The 23,123-nt window shown below is 67.4% G+C and carries 17 protein-coding genes and 3 tRNA genes; 7 read left to right on the top strand and 13 right to left on the bottom strand.

Going from position 1 to position 23,123, the window contains the following annotated elements:
• Positions 1–18: 18 nt before the first annotated feature.
• The 3 genes from rlmB to rnr all read right to left on the bottom strand — a co-directional run bounded on the left by rlmB (position 19) and on the right by rnr (position 3,893).
• Positions 19–762, bottom strand: coding sequence for a 23S rRNA (guanosine(2251)-2'-O)-methyltransferase RlmB (gene rlmB, locus B9Y82_RS05015; protein ID WP_100471781.1), 744 nt, complete (start codon positions 760–762; stop codon positions 19–21).
• Positions 763–854: 92 nt separating this feature from the next.
• A complete protein-coding gene (locus B9Y82_RS05010) occupies positions 855–1,349 on the bottom strand; it encodes a GFA family protein (protein ID WP_100471780.1) in 495 nt (164 codons plus the stop codon).
• 84 nt (positions 1,350–1,433) lie between these two features.
• Positions 1,434–3,893 carry a ribonuclease R gene (rnr, locus tag B9Y82_RS05005; RefSeq protein ID WP_100471779.1) on the bottom strand — a complete coding sequence of 820 codons (2,460 nt, stop codon included), beginning with the start codon at positions 3,891–3,893 and terminating at the stop codon, positions 1,434–1,436.
• Positions 3,894–4,021: 128 nt separating this feature from the next.
• Between rnr and B9Y82_RS05000 the strand changes: the two genes are divergently transcribed.
• Both B9Y82_RS05000 and B9Y82_RS04995 read left to right on the top strand, forming a co-directional pair.
• A tRNA-Leu gene (locus B9Y82_RS05000) sits at positions 4,022–4,106 on the top strand.
• 205 nt (positions 4,107–4,311) lie between these two features.
• Positions 4,312–4,396 (top strand) — tRNA-Leu (locus B9Y82_RS04995).
• A 56-nt stretch (positions 4,397–4,452) separates the two neighbouring features.
• On the opposite strand, the gene B9Y82_RS04990 is transcribed toward B9Y82_RS04995, so the two are convergent.
• On the bottom strand, positions 4,453–5,199 hold the full coding sequence (locus tag B9Y82_RS04990) for a sulfite exporter TauE/SafE family protein (RefSeq protein ID WP_100471778.1): 747 nt from the start codon (positions 5,197–5,199) through the stop codon (positions 4,453–4,455).
• A 98-nt stretch (positions 5,200–5,297) separates the two neighbouring features.
• Between B9Y82_RS04990 and B9Y82_RS04985 the strand changes: the two genes are divergently transcribed.
• Positions 5,298–6,197 carry a LysR family transcriptional regulator gene (locus B9Y82_RS04985; RefSeq protein ID WP_100471777.1) on the top strand — a complete coding sequence of 300 codons (900 nt, stop codon included), beginning with the start codon at positions 5,298–5,300 and terminating at the stop codon, positions 6,195–6,197.
• Between the two features lie 50 nt (positions 6,198–6,247).
• Positions 6,248–6,332 (top strand) — tRNA-Leu (locus B9Y82_RS04980).
• Positions 6,333–6,568: 236 nt separating this feature from the next.
• Here B9Y82_RS04980 and emrB read toward each other — a convergent pair.
• The 4 genes from emrB to emrR are packed head-to-tail and all read right to left on the bottom strand — an operon-like array spanning position 6,569 to position 11,286.
• Positions 6,569–8,155, bottom strand: a complete 1,587-nt coding sequence (emrB, locus tag B9Y82_RS04975; RefSeq protein ID WP_100471776.1) for a multidrug efflux MFS transporter permease subunit EmrB — start codon at positions 8,153–8,155, stop codon at positions 6,569–6,571.
• Positions 8,156–8,162: 7 nt separating this feature from the next.
• The gene (emrA, locus tag B9Y82_RS04970) at positions 8,163–9,341 is read right to left on the bottom strand and encodes a multidrug efflux MFS transporter periplasmic adaptor subunit EmrA (RefSeq protein WP_099551083.1); all 1,179 of its coding nucleotides are present in this window, start codon (positions 9,339–9,341) and stop codon (positions 8,163–8,165) included.
• Positions 9,342–9,352: 11 nt separating this feature from the next.
• On the bottom strand, positions 9,353–10,846 hold the full coding sequence (emrC, locus tag B9Y82_RS04965) for a multidrug efflux transporter outer membrane subunit EmrC (protein ID WP_100471775.1): 1,494 nt from the start codon (positions 10,844–10,846) through the stop codon (positions 9,353–9,355).
• Positions 10,843–11,286 (bottom strand): multidrug efflux system transcriptional regulator EmrR, encoded by a 444-nt coding sequence (gene emrR, locus B9Y82_RS04960; protein ID WP_005415875.1) that lies wholly within the window; start codon positions 11,284–11,286, stop codon positions 10,843–10,845. Before emrR ends, emrC begins: the two co-directional genes overlap by 4 nt.
• A 172-nt stretch (positions 11,287–11,458) precedes the next feature.
• On the opposite strand from emrR, the gene B9Y82_RS04955 reads away from it, so the two are divergent.
• Together B9Y82_RS04955 and parC are read left to right on the top strand one after the other, a co-directional pair.
• Entirely contained in the window at positions 11,459–12,340 is an 882-nt protein-coding gene (locus tag B9Y82_RS04955; RefSeq protein WP_202908116.1) for a helix-turn-helix domain-containing protein, read from the top strand.
• Positions 12,341–12,399: 59 nt separating this feature from the next.
• On the top strand, positions 12,400–14,643 hold the full coding sequence (parC, locus tag B9Y82_RS04950) for a DNA topoisomerase IV subunit A (protein WP_100471773.1): 2,244 nt from the start codon (positions 12,400–12,402) through the stop codon (positions 14,641–14,643).
• Positions 14,644–14,925: 282 nt separating this feature from the next.
• Here parC and bfr read toward each other — a convergent pair whose 3' ends face one another.
• Positions 14,926–15,414, bottom strand: coding sequence for a bacterioferritin (gene bfr / locus B9Y82_RS04945; protein WP_004151115.1), 489 nt, complete (start codon positions 15,412–15,414; stop codon positions 14,926–14,928).
• 124 nt (positions 15,415–15,538) lie between these two features.
• Between bfr and B9Y82_RS04940 the strand changes: the two genes are divergently transcribed.
• Entirely contained in the window at positions 15,539–17,866 is a 2,328-nt protein-coding gene (locus tag B9Y82_RS04940; protein WP_100471772.1) for a penicillin acylase family protein, read from the top strand.
• A gap of 11 nt (positions 17,867–17,877) precedes the next feature.
• Here the strand turns inward: B9Y82_RS04940 and B9Y82_RS04935 are convergent, their stop codons facing one another.
• The 4 genes from B9Y82_RS04935 to B9Y82_RS04915 all read right to left on the bottom strand — a co-directional run bounded on the left by B9Y82_RS04935 (position 17,878) and on the right by B9Y82_RS04915 (position 23,096).
• Positions 17,878–19,266: a cation:proton antiporter gene (locus B9Y82_RS04935; RefSeq protein WP_100471771.1), complete on the bottom strand. Its 1,389-nt coding sequence runs from the start codon at positions 19,264–19,266 to the stop codon at positions 17,878–17,880.
• A 100-nt stretch (positions 19,267–19,366) separates the two neighbouring features.
• On the bottom strand, positions 19,367–21,058 hold the full coding sequence (asnB, locus tag B9Y82_RS04930; RefSeq protein WP_100471770.1) for an asparagine synthase B: 1,692 nt from the start codon (positions 21,056–21,058) through the stop codon (positions 19,367–19,369).
• A gap of 542 nt (positions 21,059–21,600) precedes the next feature.
• The gene (dapE, locus tag B9Y82_RS04920; protein WP_100471769.1) at positions 21,601–22,728 is read right to left on the bottom strand and encodes a succinyl-diaminopimelate desuccinylase; all 1,128 of its coding nucleotides are present in this window, start codon (positions 22,726–22,728) and stop codon (positions 21,601–21,603) included.
• Positions 22,725–23,096 (bottom strand): arsenate reductase, encoded by a 372-nt coding sequence (locus B9Y82_RS04915; RefSeq protein ID WP_202908115.1) that lies wholly within the window; start codon positions 23,094–23,096, stop codon positions 22,725–22,727. The genes dapE and B9Y82_RS04915 overlap by 4 nt, the downstream gene beginning before the upstream one ends.
• Between the last annotated feature and the right edge of the window lie 27 nt (positions 23,097–23,123).

The raw sequence follows: 23,123 nt of genomic DNA, 5'->3' as shown, positions 1-23,123 counted from the left end.
ATTACATGGCGCTGCCGATCAACCGCGCTGGCGCACGGCCTCGAACAGGCTGACGCCGGCGGCGACGGAGACGTTCAGGCTCTCGATCTCGCCCGGCATCGGGATCTTGACCAGGCCATCGCAGTTCTCGCGGGTCAGGCGGCGCAGGCCATCGGCTTCGCCGCCCAGCACCAGGGCGATGTTGCCCTTCAGGTCCAGCTGGTACAGCGACGCGGTGGCTTCGCCGGCCAGGCCGTAGATCCACACACCCTGCTTCTGCAGGTCCTTCAGGCAGCGCGACAGGTTGGTCACCGCCACCACCGGGATGAGATCGGCAGCACCGGCCGAGGTCTTGCGCACGGTGGCATTCACCGTAGCCGACTTGTCCTTCGGGATGATCACCGCGGTCGCACCGGCGGCAGCGGCCGAACGCAGGCAGGCGCCGAGGTTGTGCGGATCCTGCACTTCATCCAGCACCAGCAGCAGGGCCTTGCCCTCCGCCGCTGCGACCAGGCCTTCCAGCTCGTTCTCGCTGTAGGTGCGGGCGGCGGCATAGCGCGCGGCCACGCCCTGGTGGCGCACCGAACCGCCAACACCGTCCAGCGCCTGGCTGTTCACCTTGCGCACGTCGATGCCCTTGCGGCGGGCGTTTTCTTCGATCTCGGTCAGGCGCGGGTTCTTCGCACCGGCCTCGACCAGCACTTCGCGGACGTTCTCGGCGTCGTTCTCGATGGAGGAGGCGACGGCGTTGACGCCGACAATCCACTGGCTGTTCTTGCTCATGCGGGCGGGGACCGGAAAGGGGATGGCTATGGTAGAGCATCGGCGCCGACCGCGCTGCGCGCTCGCCGGGCCGTGCCCGGCGCACCCGCCGCTCAGCCTTCGGCGGAGCGGCTGCGCGGCGGCCAGTGCGGAGTGTCGTGGTCGGGGTGCTGGTGGGATACGATCGTGGCCAGGAATTCCAGCGCCGCGACGTCTTCCTCGGTGCGCCGTTCCGGCAGGCTCGACAGGCTGTCCACAAACGGCACCTTGCGCTCCACACCGTACTGGATCGTCGGCGGCAGGCGTCCGGGTTCGTCGAAGGCGCCAGCGGCCACCGCCACGCCATCCGGCGCCTCGTAGGTCAGGGGGGTGCCGCAGTCGGCGCAGAAGCCACGCCGCACCACGTTGGACGACTGGAAATAACGCGGCTGGCCGCGGGTCCAGCTGAACTGCACGCCGCGCACCGACACCAGCGGTGCGTAATAGGCACCAAACGCCTTCTGGCACATCCGGCAATGGCAGATGGAACTGTGGGTCAGCTCGCCGCGCACCTGGAAGCGGATCGCGCCGCACTGGCAGCCGCCGCTGAATTCGGGTTGGCCCTGCATGGTGCGCTCCTCCGAAACGTCGTGCCAACCCACGGTTGGCACCTACCGGGTGAAGTGGGTGCCGACCGTGGGTCGGCACGCCTTTCAATACTGCTTCTTGGTCCGCTTGGCCGGCTTGCCACGCTCAGGCAGCGCGGGCAGACCGTCGCCCTCGTCTTCGCCCTTGTGTTCGACCAGGCGGAAGTCGATCTTGCGTTCTTCCATGCTGGCCTTCAGCACCAGGATGCGCACGCGGTCGCCCAACCGATAACTGCTGCCGCGGCGTTCACCGGTCAGCGTCTTGCGGGTGGCGTCGAACTTGTAATAGTCCTGCGGCAGCTGGGTCACATGGACCAACCCCTGCACCTTCGACTCATCCAGCTCCACGAACAGGCCAAAGCTGGTGACGCCGCTGATCACACCGTCGAACTGGCCGCCCACGTGCTTTTCCATCCATGCCGCGCGGTAACGCTCGTCGACTTCGCGCTCGGCCTCATCAGCACGACGTTCGCGCTCGGAACACTGCAGCGCCAGGGCCGCCATTTCGCGCGCGTTGTAGGTGAACTTGTCCAGCGGCTTGCCGGACAACGCGTGCTTGATCGCGCGGTGCACCAGCAGGTCGGGATAGCGGCGGATCGGCGAGGTGAAGTGCGCGTACGCCTCCAGCGCCAGGCCGAAGTGGCCGTGATTCTCCGGGCTGTAGATGGCCAGGCTCTGGCTGCGCAGCAGCACCGATTCCAGCAGCGTTGCATCGGGACGATCGCGGATCTTCTTCAGCAGCTTGGTGTAATCGCCCGGGCGCACCTTCGACCACGGCGGCAGGCTCAGCTTGAACTCCTTGAGGAATTCCAGCAGGTCGGCGTACTTGGTTTCCGGCGGCTTCTCGTGGATGCGGTACGGGGCCGGCACGTGGCGCGACAGCAGGTACCTGGCCGCCTCCACATTGGCCGCGATCATGCACTCCTCGATCAGCTTGTGCGCGTCGTTGCGCACCAGCATGCCGGCCTGGGTGACTTCACCACGGTTGTCCAGCACGAAGCGCACTTCACTGCTTTCGAACTCGATGGCGCCACGCTTGGCACGTGCCTTGGACAGCACCTTGTACAACTGGTGCAGGCGCTGCACCTGCGGCAGCAGGTCGCCCATCCAGGCCTTGGTATCGCCATCGTCCTCGCCCACCGCCTTCCACACCTGGGTGTAGGTCAGGCGCGCATGCGAATTCATCACCGCCTCGTAGAAGCGCGAATGCGTGACCAGGCCATCGCGATCGATCTGCATGTCGCACACGAAGCACATGCGGTCGACCTTCGGCATCAGCGAGCAGATGCCATTGGACAGGGTCTCCGGCAACATCGGCACCACGAAGCCCGGGAAGTACACCGAGGTGGCGCGCTTCTGCGCCTCTTCATCCAGCGGCGTACCGGGGCGGACGTAGTTGGACACGTCGGCGATGGCCACCACCAGGCGGAAACCCTCGGCATTCGGTTCGCAATACACCGCGTCATCGAAGTCCTTGGCATCTTCACCGTCGATGGTGAGCAGCGGCGTGCTGCGCAGGTCGACGCGGTCGCCGATCATGGCCGGCTCGACCACCAGCGGCACCGAAGCTGCTTCGTCCAGCACCTCCTGCGGGAACTCGAACGGCAGCTCGTGGCCGTGGATGGCGGTCTCCACCACCAGCGACGCGGTCAGCTTGTCGCCGAGCACGGCGATGATGCGGCCGATCGGCGGACGGCGGCTGTCCGGCGCCTGGGTCAGTTCGCAGACCACCAGCTGGCCGTCGCGTGCACCACCGGTCTGGTCCGGCGGCACCTGCACGTTGCGCTGCACCCGCTTGTCGTCGGGCACCACATAGTTGATGCCCATCTCGATGCTGAAGCGGCCGATCAGGCGGGTCATGCCGCGTTCGAGCACGCGGGCGATGCTGCCTTCGCGACGGCCACGGTGATCGATGCCGGTCACGCGGGCCAGCACCTTGTCGCCGTGCATCACCTTGCGCATCTCATACGGGGGCAGGAACAGGTCGTCGCCGCCTTCGACCGGGCGCAGGAAGCCGAACCCTTCGGGGTTGGCGATCACCACGCCGGTGACCAGGTTCAACGTCTGGATCGGAGCGAAACCACCCCGGCGGTTCTGCACCAGCTGGCCATCGCGGACCATGGCGCCGAGCCGGCGCGACAGCGCTTCAGCCCGGTCTGGTGCGGTCAGGCCCAGGCGCGCGCCCAGTTCCTCGGCGGTCTGCGGCCCTTCGCAGCGCTCCAGCAGGGCCAGGATGGCCTCACGGCTGGCGATGGGTTGTTCGTATTTCTCGGCTTCGCGTGCGGCATAGGGATCGTCGATCACCTTGCCGGTCGGCGGCAGCTTGCGGCCCGGAGCAGGCCCCGGCGCATCCATATTGCGGGCCTTGCGGCCACGCGGCGCGGCGCCGCCTTCATTCAATTCGGGGAACCAGCCCGGCAAAGGCTTGCCTGGCTTGGGGGTGCGGGCCGCGCCCGTCTTGGCGCCTTTCTTCGGGCCCCGGCTGCGGGACGTGCTCCCGCCCTTGCTTGGTTTTTTGGTAGTCATCGCCCTACATGGTAGCCGCTGACGGCGTGCAGAACGGGTCAGCGGCCGTCTTGAAGGTCCTGCGTGAAAAATATTCAGGAAATCGTTGACAGCCTGCGGGTTCATCTTCACAATTGCGCCTCTGGAACGCCCAGGTGGCGGAATTGGTAGACGCACTAGTTTCAGGTACTAGCGGGTAAAACCGTGGAGGTTCGAGTCCTCTCCTGGGCACCATCGAAAAAACTCCTCGCTTCGGCGGGGATTTTTTTTGCCTGAGATCCCACAGCGGGGTCGGATCCCTTTCCACAGGAAAGGGCTCTGACGCCAAGCGAGTGGGTTGGGGTCAGAGCCCGTTCCGCACGCGAAACGGGATCCGACCCCGGATCCAGAAAAGGTGTTGACACCCCCGTCACGGCACCCCATAATCTCGCTCCTCGACGCCCAGGTGGCGGAATTGGTAGACGCACTAGTTTCAGGTACTAGCGGGTAAAACCGTGGAGGTTCGAGTCCTCTCCTGGGCACCACGTCGAGAATGAGAAAAACCCGCGAAAGCGGGTTTTTTCATGCCTGGAATGCGGCATCAGAACAGCGGCCGCAGCACCAGCTCCAGGCCAAGCAGCAGCAGGAACCCCAGGAAGCAGGCGCGGAACACGCGCGCACTGATGCGCTGCCGGATCACCTGGCCCAGCCACATGCCCAGCAGCGCCGGCAGCACCGCCAATGCACTCAACCCCAGCTGCTGGATGCCGAACGCGCCGTGCAGCACCAGGCCGATGGTCAGCGAAATCGTCGACACGGTGAACGCCAGCCCGAGCGCCTGTACCAGCTCCTCGCGCTGCAACCCCAGCGACTGCAGGTACGGCACCGCCGGCATCACGAACACCCCCGTCGCACCCGTCACCACACCGGACAGCGCACCCACCAGCGGACCCAGCCAACGCTCGCGCCGCTGCGGTACGCGGAACACCGGCGCGCGCAGCGCATACGCCGCGTAGACCACCAGCGCCACGCCCAACGCCACGCGCGACCAGGTGCGATCGACCCGCACCAGCAGCGCTGCCAACCCCAGCGTCACCACCACCACGGCCAGCATCATCGGCCACAGGCGCCGCACGATGTGGCCCAGTGACGGCCCGGACAGCAGCTGCCACGCATTGGTGACGAAGGTCGGGATGAACAGCATCGATGCCGCCGCCACCGGCGACAGCGCGCCACCAAGCAGGCCCATCGCCACGGTCGGCAGCCCCATCCCTGTCACACCCTTGACCACGCCGGCCAGCACGAACACCACCACCAACAGCACATGGAAGTACATCGATTCATTCATGCCTTCATTGGATCGGGCCGTCACCCGGCGCACAATGCGGTCTTCCCGGCCGAGCCTTCGGCTGACCCGAAGGCGCCGGATCAGCAATGAGGCACGACATGCGGATGGACATCGCCGACCTGCGCCTGTTCCTGGCAATCGCCGAAGCCGGCAGCATCACCGCCGGCGCGGCACAGGCAAACCTGGCATTGGGTTCAGCCAGCGAACGCCTGCGCACGATCGAAGCCGATGCTGGCACCCCGCTGTTGAACCGGCACCCACGCGGCGTCAGCCTGACCGAGGCCGGCGCCGCCCTCGCCCACCATGCACGGCTGATCCTGCAGCAGCAGGCGCAGCTGCGCGGCGAACTGCAGGCGTTCGCGCAGGGCGCGCGCGGCACCCTGCACCTGTATGCCAACACGGCCGCGCTGACCAACTACCTGCCCGCGCGGCTCGCACCGTGGCTGGCCGAACGCCCGCGCCTGCATGTCGAACTGATCGAGCGCACCAGCCCCGAAGTCGTACGCGCGATCAGTGCCGGCCAGGCAGAGGCCGGCATCATCAGCGATGCGGTCGACGCCGCCGGCCTGCAGCAGCACGTGGTCGCCGAAGACCCGCTGGTGTTGCTGCTGCCGGCCGATCACCGCCTCGCCTTGCGGCGCAGCGTGACCTTTGCCGAGGTTGCCGGCGAGACCTTCGTTGCCCTGGCCGATGGCAATGCACTGCAGACCTACATCGAGGACCAGGCGCGCGACATCGGGCGACGCCTGGATGTGCGCATCCGCATGAAGACCTTCGAAGGCGTGTGCATCATGGTCGGCCACGGCATCGGCGTCGGCATCGTGCCGCGGACCATCGCCCGGCAGCATCGGCGCAGCACGCATACAGTTGGCATAGCGCTCTCCGATGCGTGGGCACAACGTCGCCTGTGTGCGTGTTTTGCCGAGTGGACGCAGCTGTCACCGGCGATGCGCAGCCTGCTGCATCACCTCGGCGTGCAGCCGCAGAAAAAAGTGTGAAATGTTGTTGACACATCTTCTGTCGCTCCCCATAATTCACCTCCTGAGTCGCCCAGGTGGCGGAATTGGTAGACGCACTAGTTTCAGGTACTAGCGGGTAAAACCGTGGAGGTTCGAGTCCTCTCCTGGGCACCACGACTCAAGATGATCAAACCCGCGAAAGCGGGTTTTTTCGTTTCCGGGGCCTGCCATTCAACGCGATGGCGACGCTCATCCACGCATGGCGTGGATCTACCGAATTGCACAACGCTCCAAACAGAAACCCCGCTTTCCGGCGGGGTTTCTGCATTCCAGTAGATCCACGCCATGCGTGGATGCATCTGGCGGGAACGCCGCCGGGCATCGTCCGGCGCTACCCAGTGGCAGATCGATCAGTGCCCGCCACCAGCGGCGGCACCTGCCCCCGCGCCGAACGGCGGCTTGGCCAGCCACAGGAAAGCGATGATCGCCAGGAAGATCCAGCCCAGCAGGAAGAAGATGTCGTTGAAACCCATCTGCGATGCCTGGTGGTTGATCATGTTGTTCAGTACCGCTGCACCGTGTTGCAGGTCACCCTGCCCCATCGCCGTCACCTGCTCCTGCATGCCCGGCTGATAGGCCGAGATGTGCTCGGTCAGGTCGGCATGGTGCACCTGGGTGCGCCGCGCCCACAGCCACGTCGTCAGCGACGCCGCGAAACTGCCGCCCAGCGTTCGCAGGAACGTGGCCAGGCCGGAGCCTGCCGCGATCTCGCGACCGTCCAGGTCCGACAGCAGGATCTGCAGCACCGGCATGAAGAACAGCGCGACGCCGATGCCCATGATCAGCTGCACGCCGGCCACGTGCATGTAGTCCACCTGCAGGTTGAAGTTCGACCGCAGGAAGCTGGTCATGGAGAGCACAATGAACGCGACCGTGGCCAGCATGCGCATGTCGAAGCGCGATGCGTACTTGCCCACGAACGGCGTCATGATCACCGGCAGGATGCCGATCGGCGCGGTCGCCAGGCCTGCCCAGATCGCGGTATAGCCCATGTCCCGTTGCAACCACTGCGGGATCAGCAGGGCCACGCTGAAGAATGCCGCGTAGGCCACCACCATCGCCAGCGTACCGGCGCGGAAGTTGCGATGGCGGAACAGCTTCAGGTCGACGATCGGATCCTTGTCGGTCAGTTCCCAGATCAGGAACACCGTCAGCGTCACCACTGCCACGCAGGCCAGCACGACGATCTTCATCGACGAGAACCAGTCCTCGTCATTTCCCAGATCGAGCACCAGCTGCAGCGCGCCGACACCGATCACCAGGGTGACCAGGCCGACGTAGTCCATCTTCGGCTTCTCGATCTGCTCCGGGCGACCCTTCAGCTGGTTGCCCACCACCAGCGCAGCGAAGATGCCCAGCGGCACGTTGATCAGGAAGATCCATTCCCAGCTGTAGTTGTCGGTGATCCAGCCACCGAGGATCGGGCCGCAGATCGGCGCAACCACCGTGATCATCGCCAGCAGCGCCAATGCCTGCCCGCGTTTCTCGCGCGGATAGATCGAGACCAGCAGCGACTGCGTGATCGGGTACATCGGGCCGGCCACGAAACCCTGCAGCGCACGCGACACCACCAGCATGCCCATGCTCTGCGCCAGGCCGCACAGCAGCGAGGTGATGACGAAGGCCAGCGTGGCCCACACAAACAGCTTGCGTTCGCCGAAGCGGCGGCTGAGCCAGCCGGTCAGCGGCAGCGCGATGGCCGTGCTGACCGCGAAGGAAGTGATGACCCAGGTCGCCTGCTGCGAACTGGCACCGAGATTACCGGCGATGGTCGGCAGCGAGACGTTGGCGATGGTGGTGTCGAGCACCTGCATGAAAGACGCCATCGCCAGGCCAACGGTGCACAGGGCGACGCTGGGCGGCAGGAACCCGGAGGCCGCAGCCGGCGCCGCCGGTGCGCCCGGAGCGCCGGGCGCGGCTGGAGCTTGTGCGGACATGGCGACCTCAGCCCACCTTCGCCTGCTGCGGCAGGTTGCCCTGGATGATCGTGTGGATCACCTCGTCGGCATCATGCAGCTGCTTGGCATACACGTCGGTGTCGAACACCGTGCCCTTGGCCGGGGTGCTCGGCAGCACTTCGCCCTTCTGGTCGCGCAGGCTCACTTCGGCCTTCATCGACAGGCCGATGCGCAGCGGGTGCTCGGCCAGCTGCTTGGCATCGATGGCGATGCGGACCGGCACGCGCTGCACGATCTTGATCCAGTTGCCGCTGGCGTTCTGCGCCGGCAGCAGCGAGAACGCCGAGCCGGTGCCCAGGCCCAGGCTCTGGATGCGGCCCTTGTACTTCACGTCACCGGCGTACAGGTCCGACTTCAGCTCCACTTCCTGGCCCAGGCGCATGTGGCGCAACTGGGTTTCCTTGAAGTTGGCCTCGACCCACATCTGCTCGGTCGGCACCACGGCCATCAGCGCATTGCCCGGCTGCACGCGCTGGCCGACCTGCACCGAACGACGGGCGACGTAGCCGGTGACCGGCGCGACGATGCCGGCGCGGGCGTTGTTGAGGAATGCCTGGCGCAGCTGCGCGGCAGCGGCCTGCACGTCCGGCTGGGTGGCGATCACGGTGTCGTCGACCAGCGCGCGGTTGCGCTCGACGGTCTCGCGCGAACCGGCCACGGCCGCTTCGGCGGCAGCCAGCTCGTCGCGGGCGTGGGCCAGTTCTTCGTTGGAGATGGCGCCGGTGGCGGCCAGGTCCTTGCGACGGGCGAAATCTTCGCGCACGCGCTTCAGGGTCACCTGGCGGGCGTTCAAGTCCGCCTGCGCGCCCTCCACGCTGCGGTACAGGCCACGGGTCTGGCGCACGGTCTTGGCGAGGTTGGCTTCGGCCTGCTGCAGCGCCACCGACGTGTCGGACGGGTCCAGCTGCACCAGCAGCTGGCCGCGCTCCACGCGCATGCCGTCATCGGCGTTGATGGCGACCACGGTACCGGCCACCAGCGGGGTGATCTGCACCTGGTTGCCCTGCACGTAGGCGTCGTCGGTCTCTTCGAACCAACGGCCGAACATGAAGTACCACAGCGCCAGTGCGGCAAGCAGCAGCACGACGATCACGAACAGGCCGCGCAGCAGGTTGCCGCGGCGGTTGGGGGCGGCCGGGGCCGCAGTGTCTTGGGTCTGGCTCATGGCGGAAGTCTTCAGGAATGCGAGGAATCGGAATGGGAGGCGATCGGTGCGCGGTCGGCGTCAGTGGGCTGGAAACCACCGCCCAGCGCCTTGCTCAGGCGCACCGAGGTCTGCACCTGCTGCGACTGCAGGCCGGCCAGCTGCTGCTGCGACTGCAGCAGGGTGGACTGCGCGGTCAGCACGTCCAGGTAGCTGCCGATGCCGGCGCGGTAGCGCTGCTGGGCCAGGTCGAAGGCGGAACGCGCGGTGTCCACCGCCTGCTGCTGCGCGTGCGCCTGCTGCGCCAGCGAGCGCACCGCGTTGACCTGGTCGGCCACGTCGCGCAGTGCATCGAGCACCGTCTGGTTGTAGTTGGCCACCGCCAGGTCGTACTGCGCATCCGTGTTGGCCAGGTTGGCGCGCAGCTTGCCGCCTTCGAAGATCGGCAGGCTCAGCGCCGGTCCGATGTAGGCGAAGGTCGAACTGCTCTTCAGCAGGTCACCCACGTTCGGGGCGACCACGCCGGCCAGCGCGGTCAGGTTGAAGCTCGGGTAGAACTTGGTCCTGGCGACCTTGATCTGCTTGTCGGCCGCTTCCACGCGCCAGCGCGCGGCCACGATGTCGGGGCGACGGCCCAGCAGTTCGCTGGGCAGCACGCCGGGCAGCTGCAGTGCCATCGGGTTCAGCGGCTGCGGACGCTGGATCGACAGGCCCCGGTCCGGCCCCTTGCCGACCAGGGCGGCCAGCGCGGTGCGGGCCGCGTCGATGCGCTGCTGCGCGGCCAGCACCTGCTGCTGTGCGGCCGGCACGCGGGCCTCGGCCTGGCGCACCTGCAGGTCGCTGTCGATGCCGGCACTGCGCCGCTGGCGGGTCAACTGCAGCGACTTCTGCGAGCGGCTCAGTTCTTCCTCGGCCACGTCGTTGAGCTGCCACGCGTAGGCCAGATCGGCATAGGCCTGGGCAATGCCGGTGGACAGGCTCAGCCGTGCGGCCTGGGCTTCGACGGTGGCGGCATGCGCGCCATCCACCGCAGCTTCCCAGGCAGCGCGCTTGCCGCCCCACAGGTCCACGCCATAGCTGAAATCGAAGGCAACCTGGCTGCTGCCCGCATAATGGCCGCCCATCTCGCTGCCGGCCATCGACTCGGGCAGGCGCAGGCCGGTGTAGCCACCGGACACCGACAGGCTGGGCAGGCGATCGGCACGCGCGGTACCGACCTGGGCCTGGGCCTGGCGCAGGCGCGCATCGGCGGCGTCCAGGCTCGGGTGGCCGGCCAGGCCTTCGGCAACCAGCGCGTCCAGCTGCGCATCGCCCAGCGCCTTCCACCAGTCCTGCGCCGGGAAGCCGGTGGCGCTCAGGTCAGTGTCGGCCAGGGTGCGTTCGCTGTGCAGGCTGTCCACGTCGAGCACGTGGCCCTGCGGGTTGAGGCCACGACTGCTGGCGCAGGCGGCCAGGGCCAGGGCCAGCGCTGACACCAGCAGCGCGCGCCCGGACCGGCGGAGAGTGGAATGCGGGATCGGGTTCATGGGGTCGTCAGTGAATCGCGGATTCGGGTAAGGAGAGACAGCAGCAGCGTGCGCTCGTCGGCGGAAAGATCACGCAGGGCGTAATCCATCACCGCGTCGCCGCGCAGCTTCAGCCGTGCCCACAGCGCGCGGCCTTCGTCGGTGAGCACGATCTGCAGTGCACGCCGGTCCTGCGCATGCGGCTCGCGGCGGACGCAACCCAGCGCTTCCAGCTTGTCCAGCAGGCGGGTGACCGCGCTGGGCACCTGGTCGATGGCCTGGGCCAGCTCGTTGGCCGTGCACGGGGCCATGTTGGAAAGCACCTTCAGCCCGATGTAGTGGGTGAAGCCGATACCCAGATCTTCTTCAGCCATGGACGCGTCGAGTTGCCGGACCAGGCCGTCGCGCACCTGGCGCAGCAGCAGGCCGAAGCTGGGGGGAGTGGTTGCAGGACAGATCATGGGGGAGCATTCTCTTCCAAAAAAAATATTTCTCAATGGAAATATTCGATCTGGCATCGAATGCTGTGTTGCAGCAGCGGGCTGGATCAGTGAAGGCGCCTACCTTAATGATCCGCTCAGGTGGCCCGGTAGTACAATTAAGCCAATGGATGACACATTTCAGCCAGCGGACATGATGAACAAGGCAGAAATCCCCCCTCCCAAGCGGCTGTTGCGTGATGACGCCCTGGATTGGTTCGAGCGCAATGACGGGCCACCGGTCGTCGCATTCCGCTTTGACAGCCCGCTGGGTCTGGTCCGTGAAGTGGACTGGCACCACCACGAGCGTGCCCAGCTGATCTGCGTCGAACGTGGCCTGCTGACCACCCGCACCTCGCATGGGACGTGGTCGCTGGCACCGGGCTCGGCCGGCTGGATGCCGCCGCTGGAGCCGCATACGGTCACCCTCGACGGCCCGCTGCGCGGCTGGGGCATGGCGCTGGCCGCGCCGGCCTGCGCCACCCTGCCCGCCGATCCCTGCGTACTGGGCCTGTCCAAGCTGGCGCAGGCACTGGCCGACCGCATCTGCGAATGGCCGCTGGGCTATGACACCACGCCCGAGCGCCAGCACATCATCGACGTGCTGCTGGACGAGATCCGCACCGCACCACGCCAGCGCATGCACCTGCCGATGCCACACGACCGGCGCCTGCTGAAGATCGCCTCTCAGCTGCTGGCCGACCCCTCCGACGAACGCAGCCTGGCCGAATGGGCGCATTGGGCGGGCCTGTCGCCGCGCAGCCTGACCCGCCACTTCCGCGACGAGACCACGCTCAGCTTCGCCCAATGGCGGCAACAGGCCCGCCTTTCCGAGGCCCTGCGACAGCTCACCGACGGCCGCAGCGTGGCCGACATCGCCCACGCGCTGGGCTTCAGCAGCGCCAGCGCCTTCGTCACCGTGTTCCGCCGCCACTTCGGGCTGCCACCGGGGCGCTACCTGGCACGGGCCGGGCACGGCCTGGAAACCGGGCTGGATCCTGCGCGCGGCTTGGCATCCCCCGCCGCATCCGGATAATCACAGGATTGCGAGCGGCGACCGCCGTCGCCGCCTCCCGACATAGGTAACAACGCCGCATGACCGAACTTGCCCGCCCCGTGTTCCACGGATTCGAACAACTGCCGCTGCGCGAGTACGCCGAACGCGCCTACCTCGACTACTCGATGTACGTGGTCCTGGACCGTGCCCTGCCGTTCATCGGCGACGGCCTGAAGCCGGTGCAGCGCCGCATCATCTATTCGATGAGCGAGCTGGGCCTGAATGCCGCGTCCAAGCCGAAGAAGTCCGCGCGCACCGTCGGTGACGTCATCGGCAAGTACCACCCGCACGGCGACAGCGCGTGCTACGAGGCGCTGGTGCTGATGGCCCAGCCGTTCTCGTACCGCTACCCGCTGATCGAGGGCCAGGGCAACTTCGGCTCCAGCGACGACCCGAAGTCGTTCGCGGCGATGCGTTACACCGAATCCAAGCTGACCCCGATCGCCGAAGTGCTGCTGGGCGAACTGGGCCAGGGCACCACCGACTGGGCACCGAACTTCGACGGCACCCTGCAGGAGCCGACCTGGATGCCGGCGCGGCTGCCGCACCTGCTGCTGAACGGCACCACCGGCATCGCCGTGGGCATGGCCACCGACGTGCCGCCGCACAATCTCAACGAGATCGTCAGCGCGCTGCTGCACCTGCTGGACAACCCCGATGCCAGCGTGCGCGACCTGTGCGAGCACGTGCAGGGCCCGGACTACCCGTCCAGCGCCGAGATCATCACCCCGGCCAACGACCTGCGGAACATCTACGAGACCGGCAACGGCAGCGTGCGTGCGCGTGCCACCTTCACCAAGGAAGCGCACAACATCGTGGTCACCGCGCTGCCGTTCCAGGTGTCGCCGTCGAAGGTGATCGAGCAGATCGCCGCGCAGATGCGCGCCAAGAAGCTGCCGTGGCTGGAGGACATCCGCGATGAATCCGACCACGCCAACCCGGTGCGCGTGGTGCTGGTGCCGCGCTCCAACCGCGTCGACGCCGAGCAGCTGATGGGCCACCTGTTCGCGACCACGGACATGGAACGCAGCTACCGCGTCAACCTCAACGTGATCGGGCTGGACGGCCGTCCGCAGGTGAAGAACCTGAAGATGCTGCTCAGCGAATGGCTGACCTTCCGCAGCAACACCGTCACCCGCCGCCTGCAGCACCGCCTGCAGAAGGTCGAGCGCCGCCTGCACCTGCTGGAAGGCCTGCTGGTCGCCTTCCTCAACCTGGACGAGGTGATCCACATCATCCGTACCGAGGACGAACCGAAGGCGGCGCTGATCGCGCGCTTCGGCCTGTCCGAGGAACAGGCCGAGTACATCCTGGAAACCAAGCTGAAGCAGCTGGCCCGCCTGGAAGAGATGAAGATCCGCGGCGAGCAGGACGAGCTGGCCAAGGAACGCGAGAAGATCCTCGGCATCCTCGACAGCAAGGCCAAGCTGAAGAAGCTGATCCGCGACGAACTGACCGCCGATGCCAAGAAGTTCGGCGACGCACGGCGTTCGCCGCTGGTGCAGCGCCAGGCCGCGCAGGCCATCGACGAGACCGAGCTGGTGCCGAGCGAGCCGATGACGGTGGTGCTGTCGGAGAAGGGCTGGATCCGTGCCGCCAAGGGCCACGACGTCGATGCGTCCGCCCTGTCCTACCGCGACGGCGACGCCCTGCAGGGCGCGGTACGTGCGCGCAGCACCCAGCAGGTTGCGTTCCTCGACAGCGAGGGCCGCGCCTACTCGACGCCGGTGCACACCCTGCCCTCCGCGCGTGGCAACGGTGAACCGCTGACCGGCCGCTTCTCGCCGGCGCCGGGCACCAGCTTCGTGACCCTGGCCAGCGCCGAGCCGGATACCCGCTTCGTGCTGGCCTCCACCCACGGCTATGGCTTCGTCACCCGCTTCGAGAACCTGATCGGCCGCAACAAGGCCGGCAAGGCGATGCTGAACCTGTCGGCGGGTTCGTCGGTGCTGGCCCCGTCGGTAGTCGCCAACGTCGCCACCGACCGCATCGTGGCGGTGACCAGTTCGGGCAACCTGCTGGCGATCGCCGCCAACGACCTGCCGGAACTGGACAAGGGCAAGGGCAACAAGATCATCGAGATCCCGAAGGCCAAGCTCGCCACCGAACGCGTGGTCGCCATCGTGGCGATCAGCCCGGGCCAGACCCTGCAGGTCCGCGCCGGCCAGCGCACCATGGGCCTGAAGTTCAACGAGCTCGATGCCTACCTCGGCGCGCGCGCGACCCGCGGCCACCTGCTGCCGCGCGGCTGGCAGAAGGTGGAAGGGCTGTCGGTGGAATGAGGGCAGGTGTCAACCCTGGTTGACACGCCTCGCCTGACGCAGGACACGAAAAAGCCGGGGCATTCCCCGGCTTTTTCGTTGTCGGCTGGCGGGCGGTGGAGCGGCTGGCGGGCGAAGGCTGGCTGGCGGTGCTCCGGTGCTGGCGGGCGACAGAACGCTGTGCTTCCGGTACAGCCGACCGCTGGTCGGCTGCTTTCTGCTGCTAGTAGAGCCGACTGTCAGTCGGCTGCCCTTTGAAGATCAGCCGAGCATGACTCCGGCTCTACGGAAGGGGACGTCGGCTCAGTGCGCCGGGGCACCGTTGCCGTCGATCTTGCTCAGCTGGTACAGCTCCAGGCCGATGCGCTTGATCAGGCCCAGCTGCTGCTCCAGCCACCAGGCGTGGTCTTCCTCGGTGTCCTTCAGCTGCGCCAGCAGCATGTCGCGGCTCACGTAGTCCCCCTTCTCCTCGCACAGCTTCATGCCGGCGGCGAGATTGTTCCGAACCGCGTATTCAGTGTCGAGATCCTTCTGCAGCATCTCCTCCACGGTCTTGCCCGGCTCGGTGGCATGCGGGCGCATGTCCGGGTCGCCGCCGAGGAACAGGATGCGGCGCAGCAGTGCATCGGCGTGCTGGGTCTCTTCTTCCATCTCGTGGTTCAGGCGTTCGTAAAGCGCGAACAGGCCCTGGTCCTCGTAGCGGCGGGAGTGGATGAAGTACTGGTCGCGGGCAGCAAGCTCGCCGCGCAGCAGTTCCTTCAGGCAGGCGATGACGTCCGGGTTGCCTTTCATGGGGGGGCTCCTGTGAATCGATGTGGCATAGGGTGCCGCATTTCAGAATCCGGTGATCTAATCGGAATCAGTCGCAGTTGCGCCTGCGGCTACAATCCGCCCACGAGTTCGGAAAGGACGTGCGATGCGACGTACATGGCGTTGGGTGGTGGGCGTGTTGATCGCCATCATGCTGGTCACCGCACTGGTCCTGTGGCTGCTGCTGCGCGGCAGCCTGGCCGACCTCGACGGCGAGCATGCACTGCCTGGGCTGGCCAGGCCGGTCACCGTCGAGCGCGATGCGCTGGGCGTGGTCACCATCACCGCCGGCAGCCAGGCCGACGCGATGCGCGCGCTGGGCCGCGTGCATGCGCAGGAACGCTATTTCGAAATGGACCTGATGCGCCGCAGCGCGGCCGGCGAGCTGTCGGCGCTGTTCGGGCCGAAGGCCATCGACGCCGACAAGCGCATGCGCGTGCACCGCCTGCGCGCGCGCACCGAGGCGCATCTGGACGCCGCGCTGGGCGGCAGCGGTGCGGTTGTGCGCGCCTATGTGGACGGCGTCAACGAAGGCCTTGCAGATCTCTCGGTGCGTCCATGGGCTTACCTGCTGCTGCGGCAGTCACCACACCCGTGGCAGGCCAGCGACAGTGTGCTGACCGGGCTGGCCATGTACGCCGACCTGCAGGACCCGGGCAACCAGACCGAGCTTGCGCTCAGCCGCATCCGCGCGGTAGTGCCGCCTGCGCTGTACGCGCTGATCGCCCACGACGGCACCGAATGGGATGCACCGCTGTTTGGTGAACCCACCGGCAACGCACCCCTGCCCGATGCCAGCCAGCTGGACCTGCGCACATTGAAGGAAAAACCAGGCGCCGAGCAGGAAGAGGCCGATGCCGTCGGCAGCAACAACTTCGCGGTAGCCGGGGCGCTCACCGCCGACGGCCGCGCGATCATCGCCGACGACATGCACCTGGGCCTGCGCGCCCCCGGCCTGTGGTTCCGCGTGCGGCTGCGCTACCCCGACCCGCAGGCCGCTGGCGGCCAGGTCGATGTCACCGGCTTCTCGCTGCCCGGCCTGCCGGCAGTGATCGTCGGCAGCAACGGGCACGTTGCCTGGGGCTTCACCAACAGTTACATCGACACGGCGGACTACCGTACGGAAGCAGCGAATGCCGCCGTGACCGTGCATGAAGAACGCATCACCGTGGCCGGCCAGGCCGACGTGGTGTTCCCGGTGCGCGAAACCGCCTGGGGGCCGATCCTGCACACCCATGCCGATGGCAGCGGCGATGCCCTGCGTTGGGTCGCGCACCTGCCCGGCGCGGTGCGCCTGGACTTTGGTGACCTGGCCCGTGCAGGAGACCTCGACAGCGCGCTGCGCTTCGCCGACGAGGCAGGCATCCCTGCGCAGAACCTGGTGGTCGGCGATCGCAGCGGACGCATCGCCTGGCGCCTGATCGGCGCCCGTCCGGACCGCGGCCCCGGCTGTGCACCGGCCGGCTTCAATGCGGCCAGCAACCAGGACTGCGCGCCCTGGCCAATCCGCAGCGATGCCTCGCCGGCACTGATCGATCCCCCCAACCATCGCCTGTGGACCGCCAACGGTCGCGTCCTCGACGGCGAGGCACTGGCTACCGTCGGCAACAGCGGCTATGACCTCGGTGCCCGGGCGCGGCAGATCCGCGACCTGCTGGCGATCCAGGACCGCTTCGATGAGCACGACCTGCTGGCGATCCAGCTCGATGACCGCGCCGTGTTCCTGCAGCGCTGGTGGGCCCTGCTGCACGACGCGATCGAACCCAGTGACGACCCTGCGCTGAAGCGCTTGAAGTCCGTCAGCCACCAATGGGACGGCCGGGCTTCGGCCAGCTCGGTCAGCTACCGGGTGGTGCGCGAGTTCCGCGCGCAGGTGATGGAGACGCTATCCGATGCACTGCTGGCGCCGGCCCATGCGCAGCTGGGCGATGCCTATCTGGAGCCGCGCCTGGCCCAGCTGGAAGGCGTGGCCTGGCCGATGCTGGAACAGCGCCCGGCCAACCTGCTGCCACCCGCTTTCGACAGCTGGGACGCGCTGCTGCTTGATGCAGCGCGCCGCACCGAGAGCGAGCTGGCCAAGCACGGCCCGCTGGCCCAGCGCAGCTGGGGGGAGCGCAACACTGCGGCGCTCTGTCACCCGCTTGCACGGGCGTTGCCCAGGATCACCCAGCGCTGGCTGTGCATGCCCGCCGACCACCTGCCCGGCGACCGCGACATGCCGCGCGTGCAGACGCCGAATTTCGGCGCCTCTGAACGCATGGTGGTCTCGCCCGGCCACGAGGCCGACGGCATCGTGCATATGCCCGGCGGCCAGAGCGGCCATCCGCTGTCACCGTACTGGGGCGCCGGCCACGAAGACTGGGTGCATGGGCGCCCGACGCCGTTCCTGCCCGGCAAGGCGCAGCACACCATGACGCTGGTCCCGGCGAGGTAGCGCCAGCACGGTCAGCCTCTACGCCGCTCGATCAGGCCCAGCAGCGGCCCGGTCATCGCCGTGGTCACCAGCGCCATGATCACCAGCACCGCGAACAGGCGGTCGCCGAGCAGGCCCAGTTCGTAGCCCAGGTTGAGCACGATCAGCTCCATCAGGCCACGGGTGTTCATCAGCACACCCAGCCGCCACGCTTCGCGCGATGGCATGCCCGCACTGCGCGCCGCACTGAAGGTACCCAGCAGCTTGCCGGCCGCGGCCACCACGATCACCACCACGCACAACACGATGTCGCTGGCCTGCAGCGCATCGGCGCGCATGCGCAGCCCGGTCATGGCGAAGAACAACGGCAGCAGCAGGGTCACCGCGAACGGTTCGACCCGGGCCATCAGCAGGTCGCGCAGATTCGCGTTGGACGATACCGCGACGCCCGCGGCGAACGCGCCGAACAGCGCGTGGATGCCCAGCATTTCGGTGACCAGCGCACTGCCCAGCGACAGCAGCAGGATGCCAAGCAGCCAGCGCCCCTCACGGCCCGGCGCAATCTGCTGGCGCGCGAACCATGGCTTCACCAGCCCCAGCATCAACGCCACGAACGCCACCACGCACAGCAGGTTCAGGCTGGCCGGCAACCAGCCGCTGGCCTGCGCAGCCGCCACGATCAATGCCAGCAGGCACCATGCCGTGGCATCGCCCAATGCCGCGCAAGCGATGGCGGTCTGACCCAGCGGCGTCTGCGTGATACCGCGGTCGGCAAGGATGCGCAGCAGCACGGGAAACGCGGTAATGCTCATCGAGATGCCGACGAACAACGCGAATGCGGTAAAGCCCACACCCTGCGGACCGTGTTGCGGATACAGCCAGATGGCCAGCGCCACGCCAAGCGCGAACGGCACTGCAATGCCGGCATGGCTGACCGTGAAGGCAAAGCGCCGGCGGCCACGCAGCGCCGCCAGGTCCAGCTCGGCACCGGCCACCAGCAGGAACATCAGCACGCCCAACTGGCTGAGCATGCTCAGCGGCCCCAGAGAACTGGCCGGGAACAAGGCGCCATGCAGCTGCGGCACCAGGCTGCCGAGCACCAGCGGCCCCATCATCAGGCCAGCGGCCATCTCGCAGATCACGGCAGGCTGGCCGAGGCGCTTGAGCAGTGCGCCCGCGCCCTTTGCCACCAGCAGCAGCACCAGCAGTTGCAGCAGGAACAGGGCCAGCGGTGACGCCAGATGCTGCACCCAGCGGCCTTCAGCCGCAGCCGTGGCGCGGGCAACCGCCTCAGGCGCCGCCGGCCCGGCATACCGCGCCAGCAGCACGCCGGCCAGCAAGGGCACCCCGGCCCAGGCCAGGTAGCGCCATCCCCACTTGATCGGCGGCGCCTGGCCCCCGGTCCGTACGTCCATGAACATTCCCCAATGTGCAGGGAGCGATGATACGAAAATGGGGACGGAGGGGATCAAGTCATTTGAGGCACAAACGACTTGATCCCCTCCGTCCCCTTTTCGGCGCTTAAGCCAGTGCCTGCGCGTGCACGCCGGCGATCGCGCGACCCGACGGATCTGCAGCGGCGGCGAAGCTGGCATCCCAGGCAATCGCCGCCGGCGACGAGCAGGCGATCGACTTGCCGCCCGGCACGGTTTCGGCAGCCGCACGGCTCGGGAAGAACTGCTCGAACAGGTGGCGGTAGTAATACGCCTCCTTGGTCTGCGGCGGGTTGTGCGGGAAGCGCTTGTCGGCCGCCGCCAGTACGCGATCGCTCACCTGCGCTTCGGCATGCGCCTTCAGCCCATCGATCCAGCCGTAGCCAACGCCATCGCTGAACTGCTCCTTCTGCCGCCACAGGATGCTGTCAGGCAGGTAGCCGTCGAAGGCCTCACGCAGCACCGCCTTCTCGATGCGGCGGCCACCAAAGCCGGCACCGACCATCTTGTGCGCGGCATCGAAGCGCATCGCCACATCAAGGAACTCCCGGTCGAGGAACGGCACGCGTGGCTCCACGCCCCAGGCCATCATCGACTTGTTGGCGCGCAGGCAGTCGTAGTTGTGCAGAGCGTCGAGCTTGCGCACCAGCTCATCGTGGAATTCACGCGCATCCGGTGCCTTGTGGAAGTACAGGTAGCCACCGAAGATCTCGTCGCTGCCTTCGCCCGAGAGCACCATCTTCACGCCCATCGCCTTGATCCGCCGCGCCAGCAGGAACATCGGCGTCGATGCGCGGATGGTGGTGACGTCGTAGGTCTCGATGTGGCGGATCACTTCCGGCAGCGCATCGAGGCCTTCCTCGAAGGTGTACTCGAAACCGTGATGCACGGTGCCCAGCGCTTCGGCGGCGATCGCAGCGGCGGCCAGGTCGGGCGAGCCCTTCAAGCCGATCGCGAACGAGTGCAGGCGCGGCCACCAGGCTTCGGTCTGCCCGCCATCCTCGATGCGGCGACGCGCATAGCGCGCGGCAACGGCCGCCACCAGCGACGAATCGAGGCCACCGGACAGCAGCACGCCGTACGGCACGTCGCTCATCAGCTGGCGCTCCACCGCATGCTCGAACGCCTGGCGCAGCTCGGCCAGGTCGGCCTGGCGGCCCTGCACGTCGGCATAGTCGCGCCACGGCTGCTGGTAATAGCGCACCAGCTCACCACTGGCACTGTCGAAATAATGGCCCGGCGGGAATTGCGCGACGTCGGCACAGGTATCGACCAGCGCCTTCATTTCCGACGCGACGCGCAGGCGCCCCTGGGCATCGTGGCCCCAGTACAAGGGCACCACGCCCACCGGGTCGCGCGCCACCAGCACGCGCCCGCTGTCACGGTCCCACAGCGCGAAGGCGAAGATGCCATTGAGCTGTTCCAGCCACTGCGCCGGCGAACCACCCTGGCGGTACAGCGCGTTGATCACCTCACAGTCCGAGCCGGTCTGGAAGTCGTAGGCGGTGGTCAGCGCCGCCTTCAATGCCTGGTGGTTGTAGATCTCGCCGTTGACCGCCAGTGCCAGCCGGCCATCGGCCGACAGCAGCGGCTGCGAGCCACCAGCCGGGTCGACGATGGCCAGCCGCTCGTGGACCAGCAGCGCACCTTCGTCGAGGTACACGCCGCTCCAGTCCGGGCCGCGGTGGCGCTGGCGCTGCGACAGTTCCAGCGCATGGCGGCGCAGGGCGGGAAGATCGTCACCGGCCTGCAGGCCGAAGATTCCGAAGATCGAACACATGGGGGGGGGGGCTCCTGTTGGGGGATTTCACGGGTGGGAGGTGTTCGACCGGCCATCCAGGCCCGGGTGGGGCTGCGCCCGGGCACAAAAAAACCCGCATCGACCGATGCGGGTTTTCTGGTGTCCGGGCGTATGTTGCTGTCTATCTGCCCAGGGCGCAGTCCCGCATCGGCCGCGCACGATTATTCGCGCGCAGATTATTGCGGTTGTTGTTGACGGCGGTGGCCAGGCGGATCGACATGGAAACGACCCTACCCCGGTTTCCAGCACGGCGCAACCGTTGCGTTGGCAACCACTTCCCGAAGCGCAGGTGGACCTGGGCGCGCTGCTCGAGAAGGTCGTGGGGCTACCGCGTGATCCGGCGCATGCGTTTCAGCTGTATCAGCACGCCGGTGAGCACGGGTTCGCCCGGGCCGAAGCTCAGCACTTCTGCATGGCGGCGCCCAGCTACTGGGAAAAAGCGATCAGGCCGCCGTTCTTCATTCTTTCAGGGAGCAGTGCCGGCGGGCGGTGTGCCGACCAACGGTCGGCACCCACCAACCTCACGCCAGCAGCCGTTCCACCAGCCGCTGGTACAGCCCTGGCAACGCCTCCAGATCGTCCACGCGCACGTTCTCGTCCACCTGGTGGATGCTGGCGTTGACCGGCCCCACTTCGATGCACTGCGCGCCCAACGGCGCGATGAAGCGTGCATCGGACGTGCCGCCGCCGGTGCTTTCTTCCGGCGCACGACCGATGTGCTCGGCCAGCACCGCACGCGCGGTGGCGCGCAACGTGCCTTCCGGGGTGTAGAACGGCTCGCCGCTGCGATGCCACTTCAGCGTGTACTGCAGGCCATGCCGATCCAGCAGCGCGGTGATCTCCGCTTCCAGCTTCGGTGCATCCCAGTGCGGGTTGTAGCGGATGTTGAAATCCACCTCCAGCTCGCCGGGAATCACATTGTTGGCACCGGTCCCGGCATGGATGTTGGAGATCTGCAGGCTGGTCGGCGGGAAACTCTCGTAGCCGTCATCCCAGCGCCGTGCACTCAGCTCGGCCAAGGCTGGCGCCGCCTGGTGGATCGGGTTGCGTGCCTTCTCCGGATACGCCACGTGGCCCTGCACGCCCTGCACGCGCAGCTTGGCCGACAGGCTGCCACGGCGACCTACGCGCAGCAGGTCACCCAGCGTCGCGGTCGACGACGGCTCGCCGGTGATGCACCAGTCGATGCGCTGGCCGCGCTCGGCGAACAGCCGTGCGACGTGGCGCACGCCATCGATGGCATCGCCCTCCTCGTCGCTGGTCAGCAGCACCGCCAGCGTGCCGGGGTGATCGGGATGTGCGGCGACGAACTGCTCGGCGGCCACCACGAACGCCGCCACGCTGCCCTTCATGTCGGCGGTACCACGGCCGTACAGCACGCCATCACGGATCTGCGGCGCGAACGGGTCGCTGGTCCAGGCCTCGCGCGGGCCCGCCGGCACCACGTCGGTATGGCCCAGCAACACCAGTACCGGCGCGCCCTGGCCGTGGGTCGCCCACAGGTTGTCGACCTCACCCAGCCGCAGGTGGTCGCACTGGAACCCGGCCTGCTGCAGGCGGGCTGCCAGCAGCGCCTGGCAACCGGCATCCTCCGGCGTCACCGAGGGCCGTGCGATCAGCTCGCAGGTCAGGTCGAGGACCGCGCTCATGCGTCACCCACGCCGAAGCGGGCCTTGAAGCCGTTGTCACTGAAACCCTGGCTGACCGTGCCGTCGGCGGTGACCACCAGCGGGCGCTTGATCAGTTGCGGGTACTCGCGCAGCAGCAGCTTCCATTCGGCCTCGGAGTCGGCGGCCTTGCGGTTGTCCGGCAGCTGCCGCCAGGTGGTGGAGGACTTGTTGACCATCGCGGCCAGGCCACCCAGCTGCGCCGCCCACGCCAGCAGCGTTTCCGGGCCGGGCGTGTTGTCGCGGTAGTCGACGAAGGTGTACGGCACGCCGAAGCGGTCCAGCCACTTGGTCGCCTTCTTGCAGGTATCGCAGTTCTTCAAACCGTAGACAGTGGTGCTCATGGCCATCTGTGATGCTGGAAAACAGACAGCCAG

Origin of the sequence: Stenotrophomonas maltophilia (assembly GCF_002799155.1) — a bacterium.
GTDB lineage: Bacteria > Pseudomonadota > Gammaproteobacteria > Xanthomonadales > Xanthomonadaceae > Stenotrophomonas > Stenotrophomonas maltophilia_R.
Note: the sequence above shows the minus strand (reverse complement) of the source record. Positions and strands in the feature narration are given on the sequence as shown.

Excerpts from the sequence above, each read along its gene's own strand:
- rlmB (WP_100471781.1), bottom strand. The coding sequence starts at position 762 with ATGAGCAAGAACAGCCAGTGGATTGTCGGCGTCAACGCCGTCGCCTCC.
- B9Y82_RS05010 (WP_100471780.1), bottom strand. The coding sequence starts at position 1,349 with ATGCAGGGCCAACCCGAATTCAGCGGCGGCTGCCAGTGCGGCGCGATC.
- rnr (WP_100471779.1), bottom strand. The coding sequence starts at position 3,893 with ATGACTACCAAAAAACCAAGCAAGGGCGGGAGCACGTCCCGCAGCCGG.
- B9Y82_RS04990 (WP_100471778.1), bottom strand. The coding sequence starts at position 5,199 with ATGAATGAATCGATGTACTTCCATGTGCTGTTGGTGGTGGTGTTCGTG.
- B9Y82_RS04985 (WP_100471777.1), top strand. The coding sequence starts at position 5,298 with ATGCGGATGGACATCGCCGACCTGCGCCTGTTCCTGGCAATCGCCGAA.
- emrB (WP_100471776.1), bottom strand. The coding sequence starts at position 8,155 with ATGTCCGCACAAGCTCCAGCCGCGCCCGGCGCTCCGGGCGCACCGGCG.
- emrA (WP_099551083.1), bottom strand. The coding sequence starts at position 9,341 with ATGAGCCAGACCCAAGACACTGCGGCCCCGGCCGCCCCCAACCGCCGC.
- emrC (WP_100471775.1), bottom strand. The coding sequence starts at position 10,846 with ATGAACCCGATCCCGCATTCCACTCTCCGCCGGTCCGGGCGCGCGCTG.
- emrR (WP_005415875.1), bottom strand. The coding sequence starts at position 11,286 with ATGATCTGTCCTGCAACCACTCCCCCCAGCTTCGGCCTGCTGCTGCGC.
- B9Y82_RS04955 (WP_202908116.1), top strand. The coding sequence starts at position 11,459 with ATGATGAACAAGGCAGAAATCCCCCCTCCCAAGCGGCTGTTGCGTGAT.
- parC (WP_100471773.1), top strand. The coding sequence starts at position 12,400 with ATGACCGAACTTGCCCGCCCCGTGTTCCACGGATTCGAACAACTGCCG.
- bfr (WP_004151115.1), bottom strand. The coding sequence starts at position 15,414 with ATGAAAGGCAACCCGGACGTCATCGCCTGCCTGAAGGAACTGCTGCGC.
- B9Y82_RS04940 (WP_100471772.1), top strand. The coding sequence starts at position 15,539 with ATGCGACGTACATGGCGTTGGGTGGTGGGCGTGTTGATCGCCATCATG.
- B9Y82_RS04935 (WP_100471771.1), bottom strand. The coding sequence starts at position 19,266 with ATGTTCATGGACGTACGGACCGGGGGCCAGGCGCCGCCGATCAAGTGG.
- asnB (WP_100471770.1), bottom strand. The coding sequence starts at position 21,058 with ATGTGTTCGATCTTCGGAATCTTCGGCCTGCAGGCCGGTGACGATCTT.
- dapE (WP_100471769.1), bottom strand. The coding sequence starts at position 22,728 with ATGAGCGCGGTCCTCGACCTGACCTGCGAGCTGATCGCACGGCCCTCG.
- B9Y82_RS04915 (WP_202908115.1), bottom strand. The coding sequence starts at position 23,096 with ATGGCCATGAGCACCACTGTCTACGGTTTGAAGAACTGCGATACCTGC.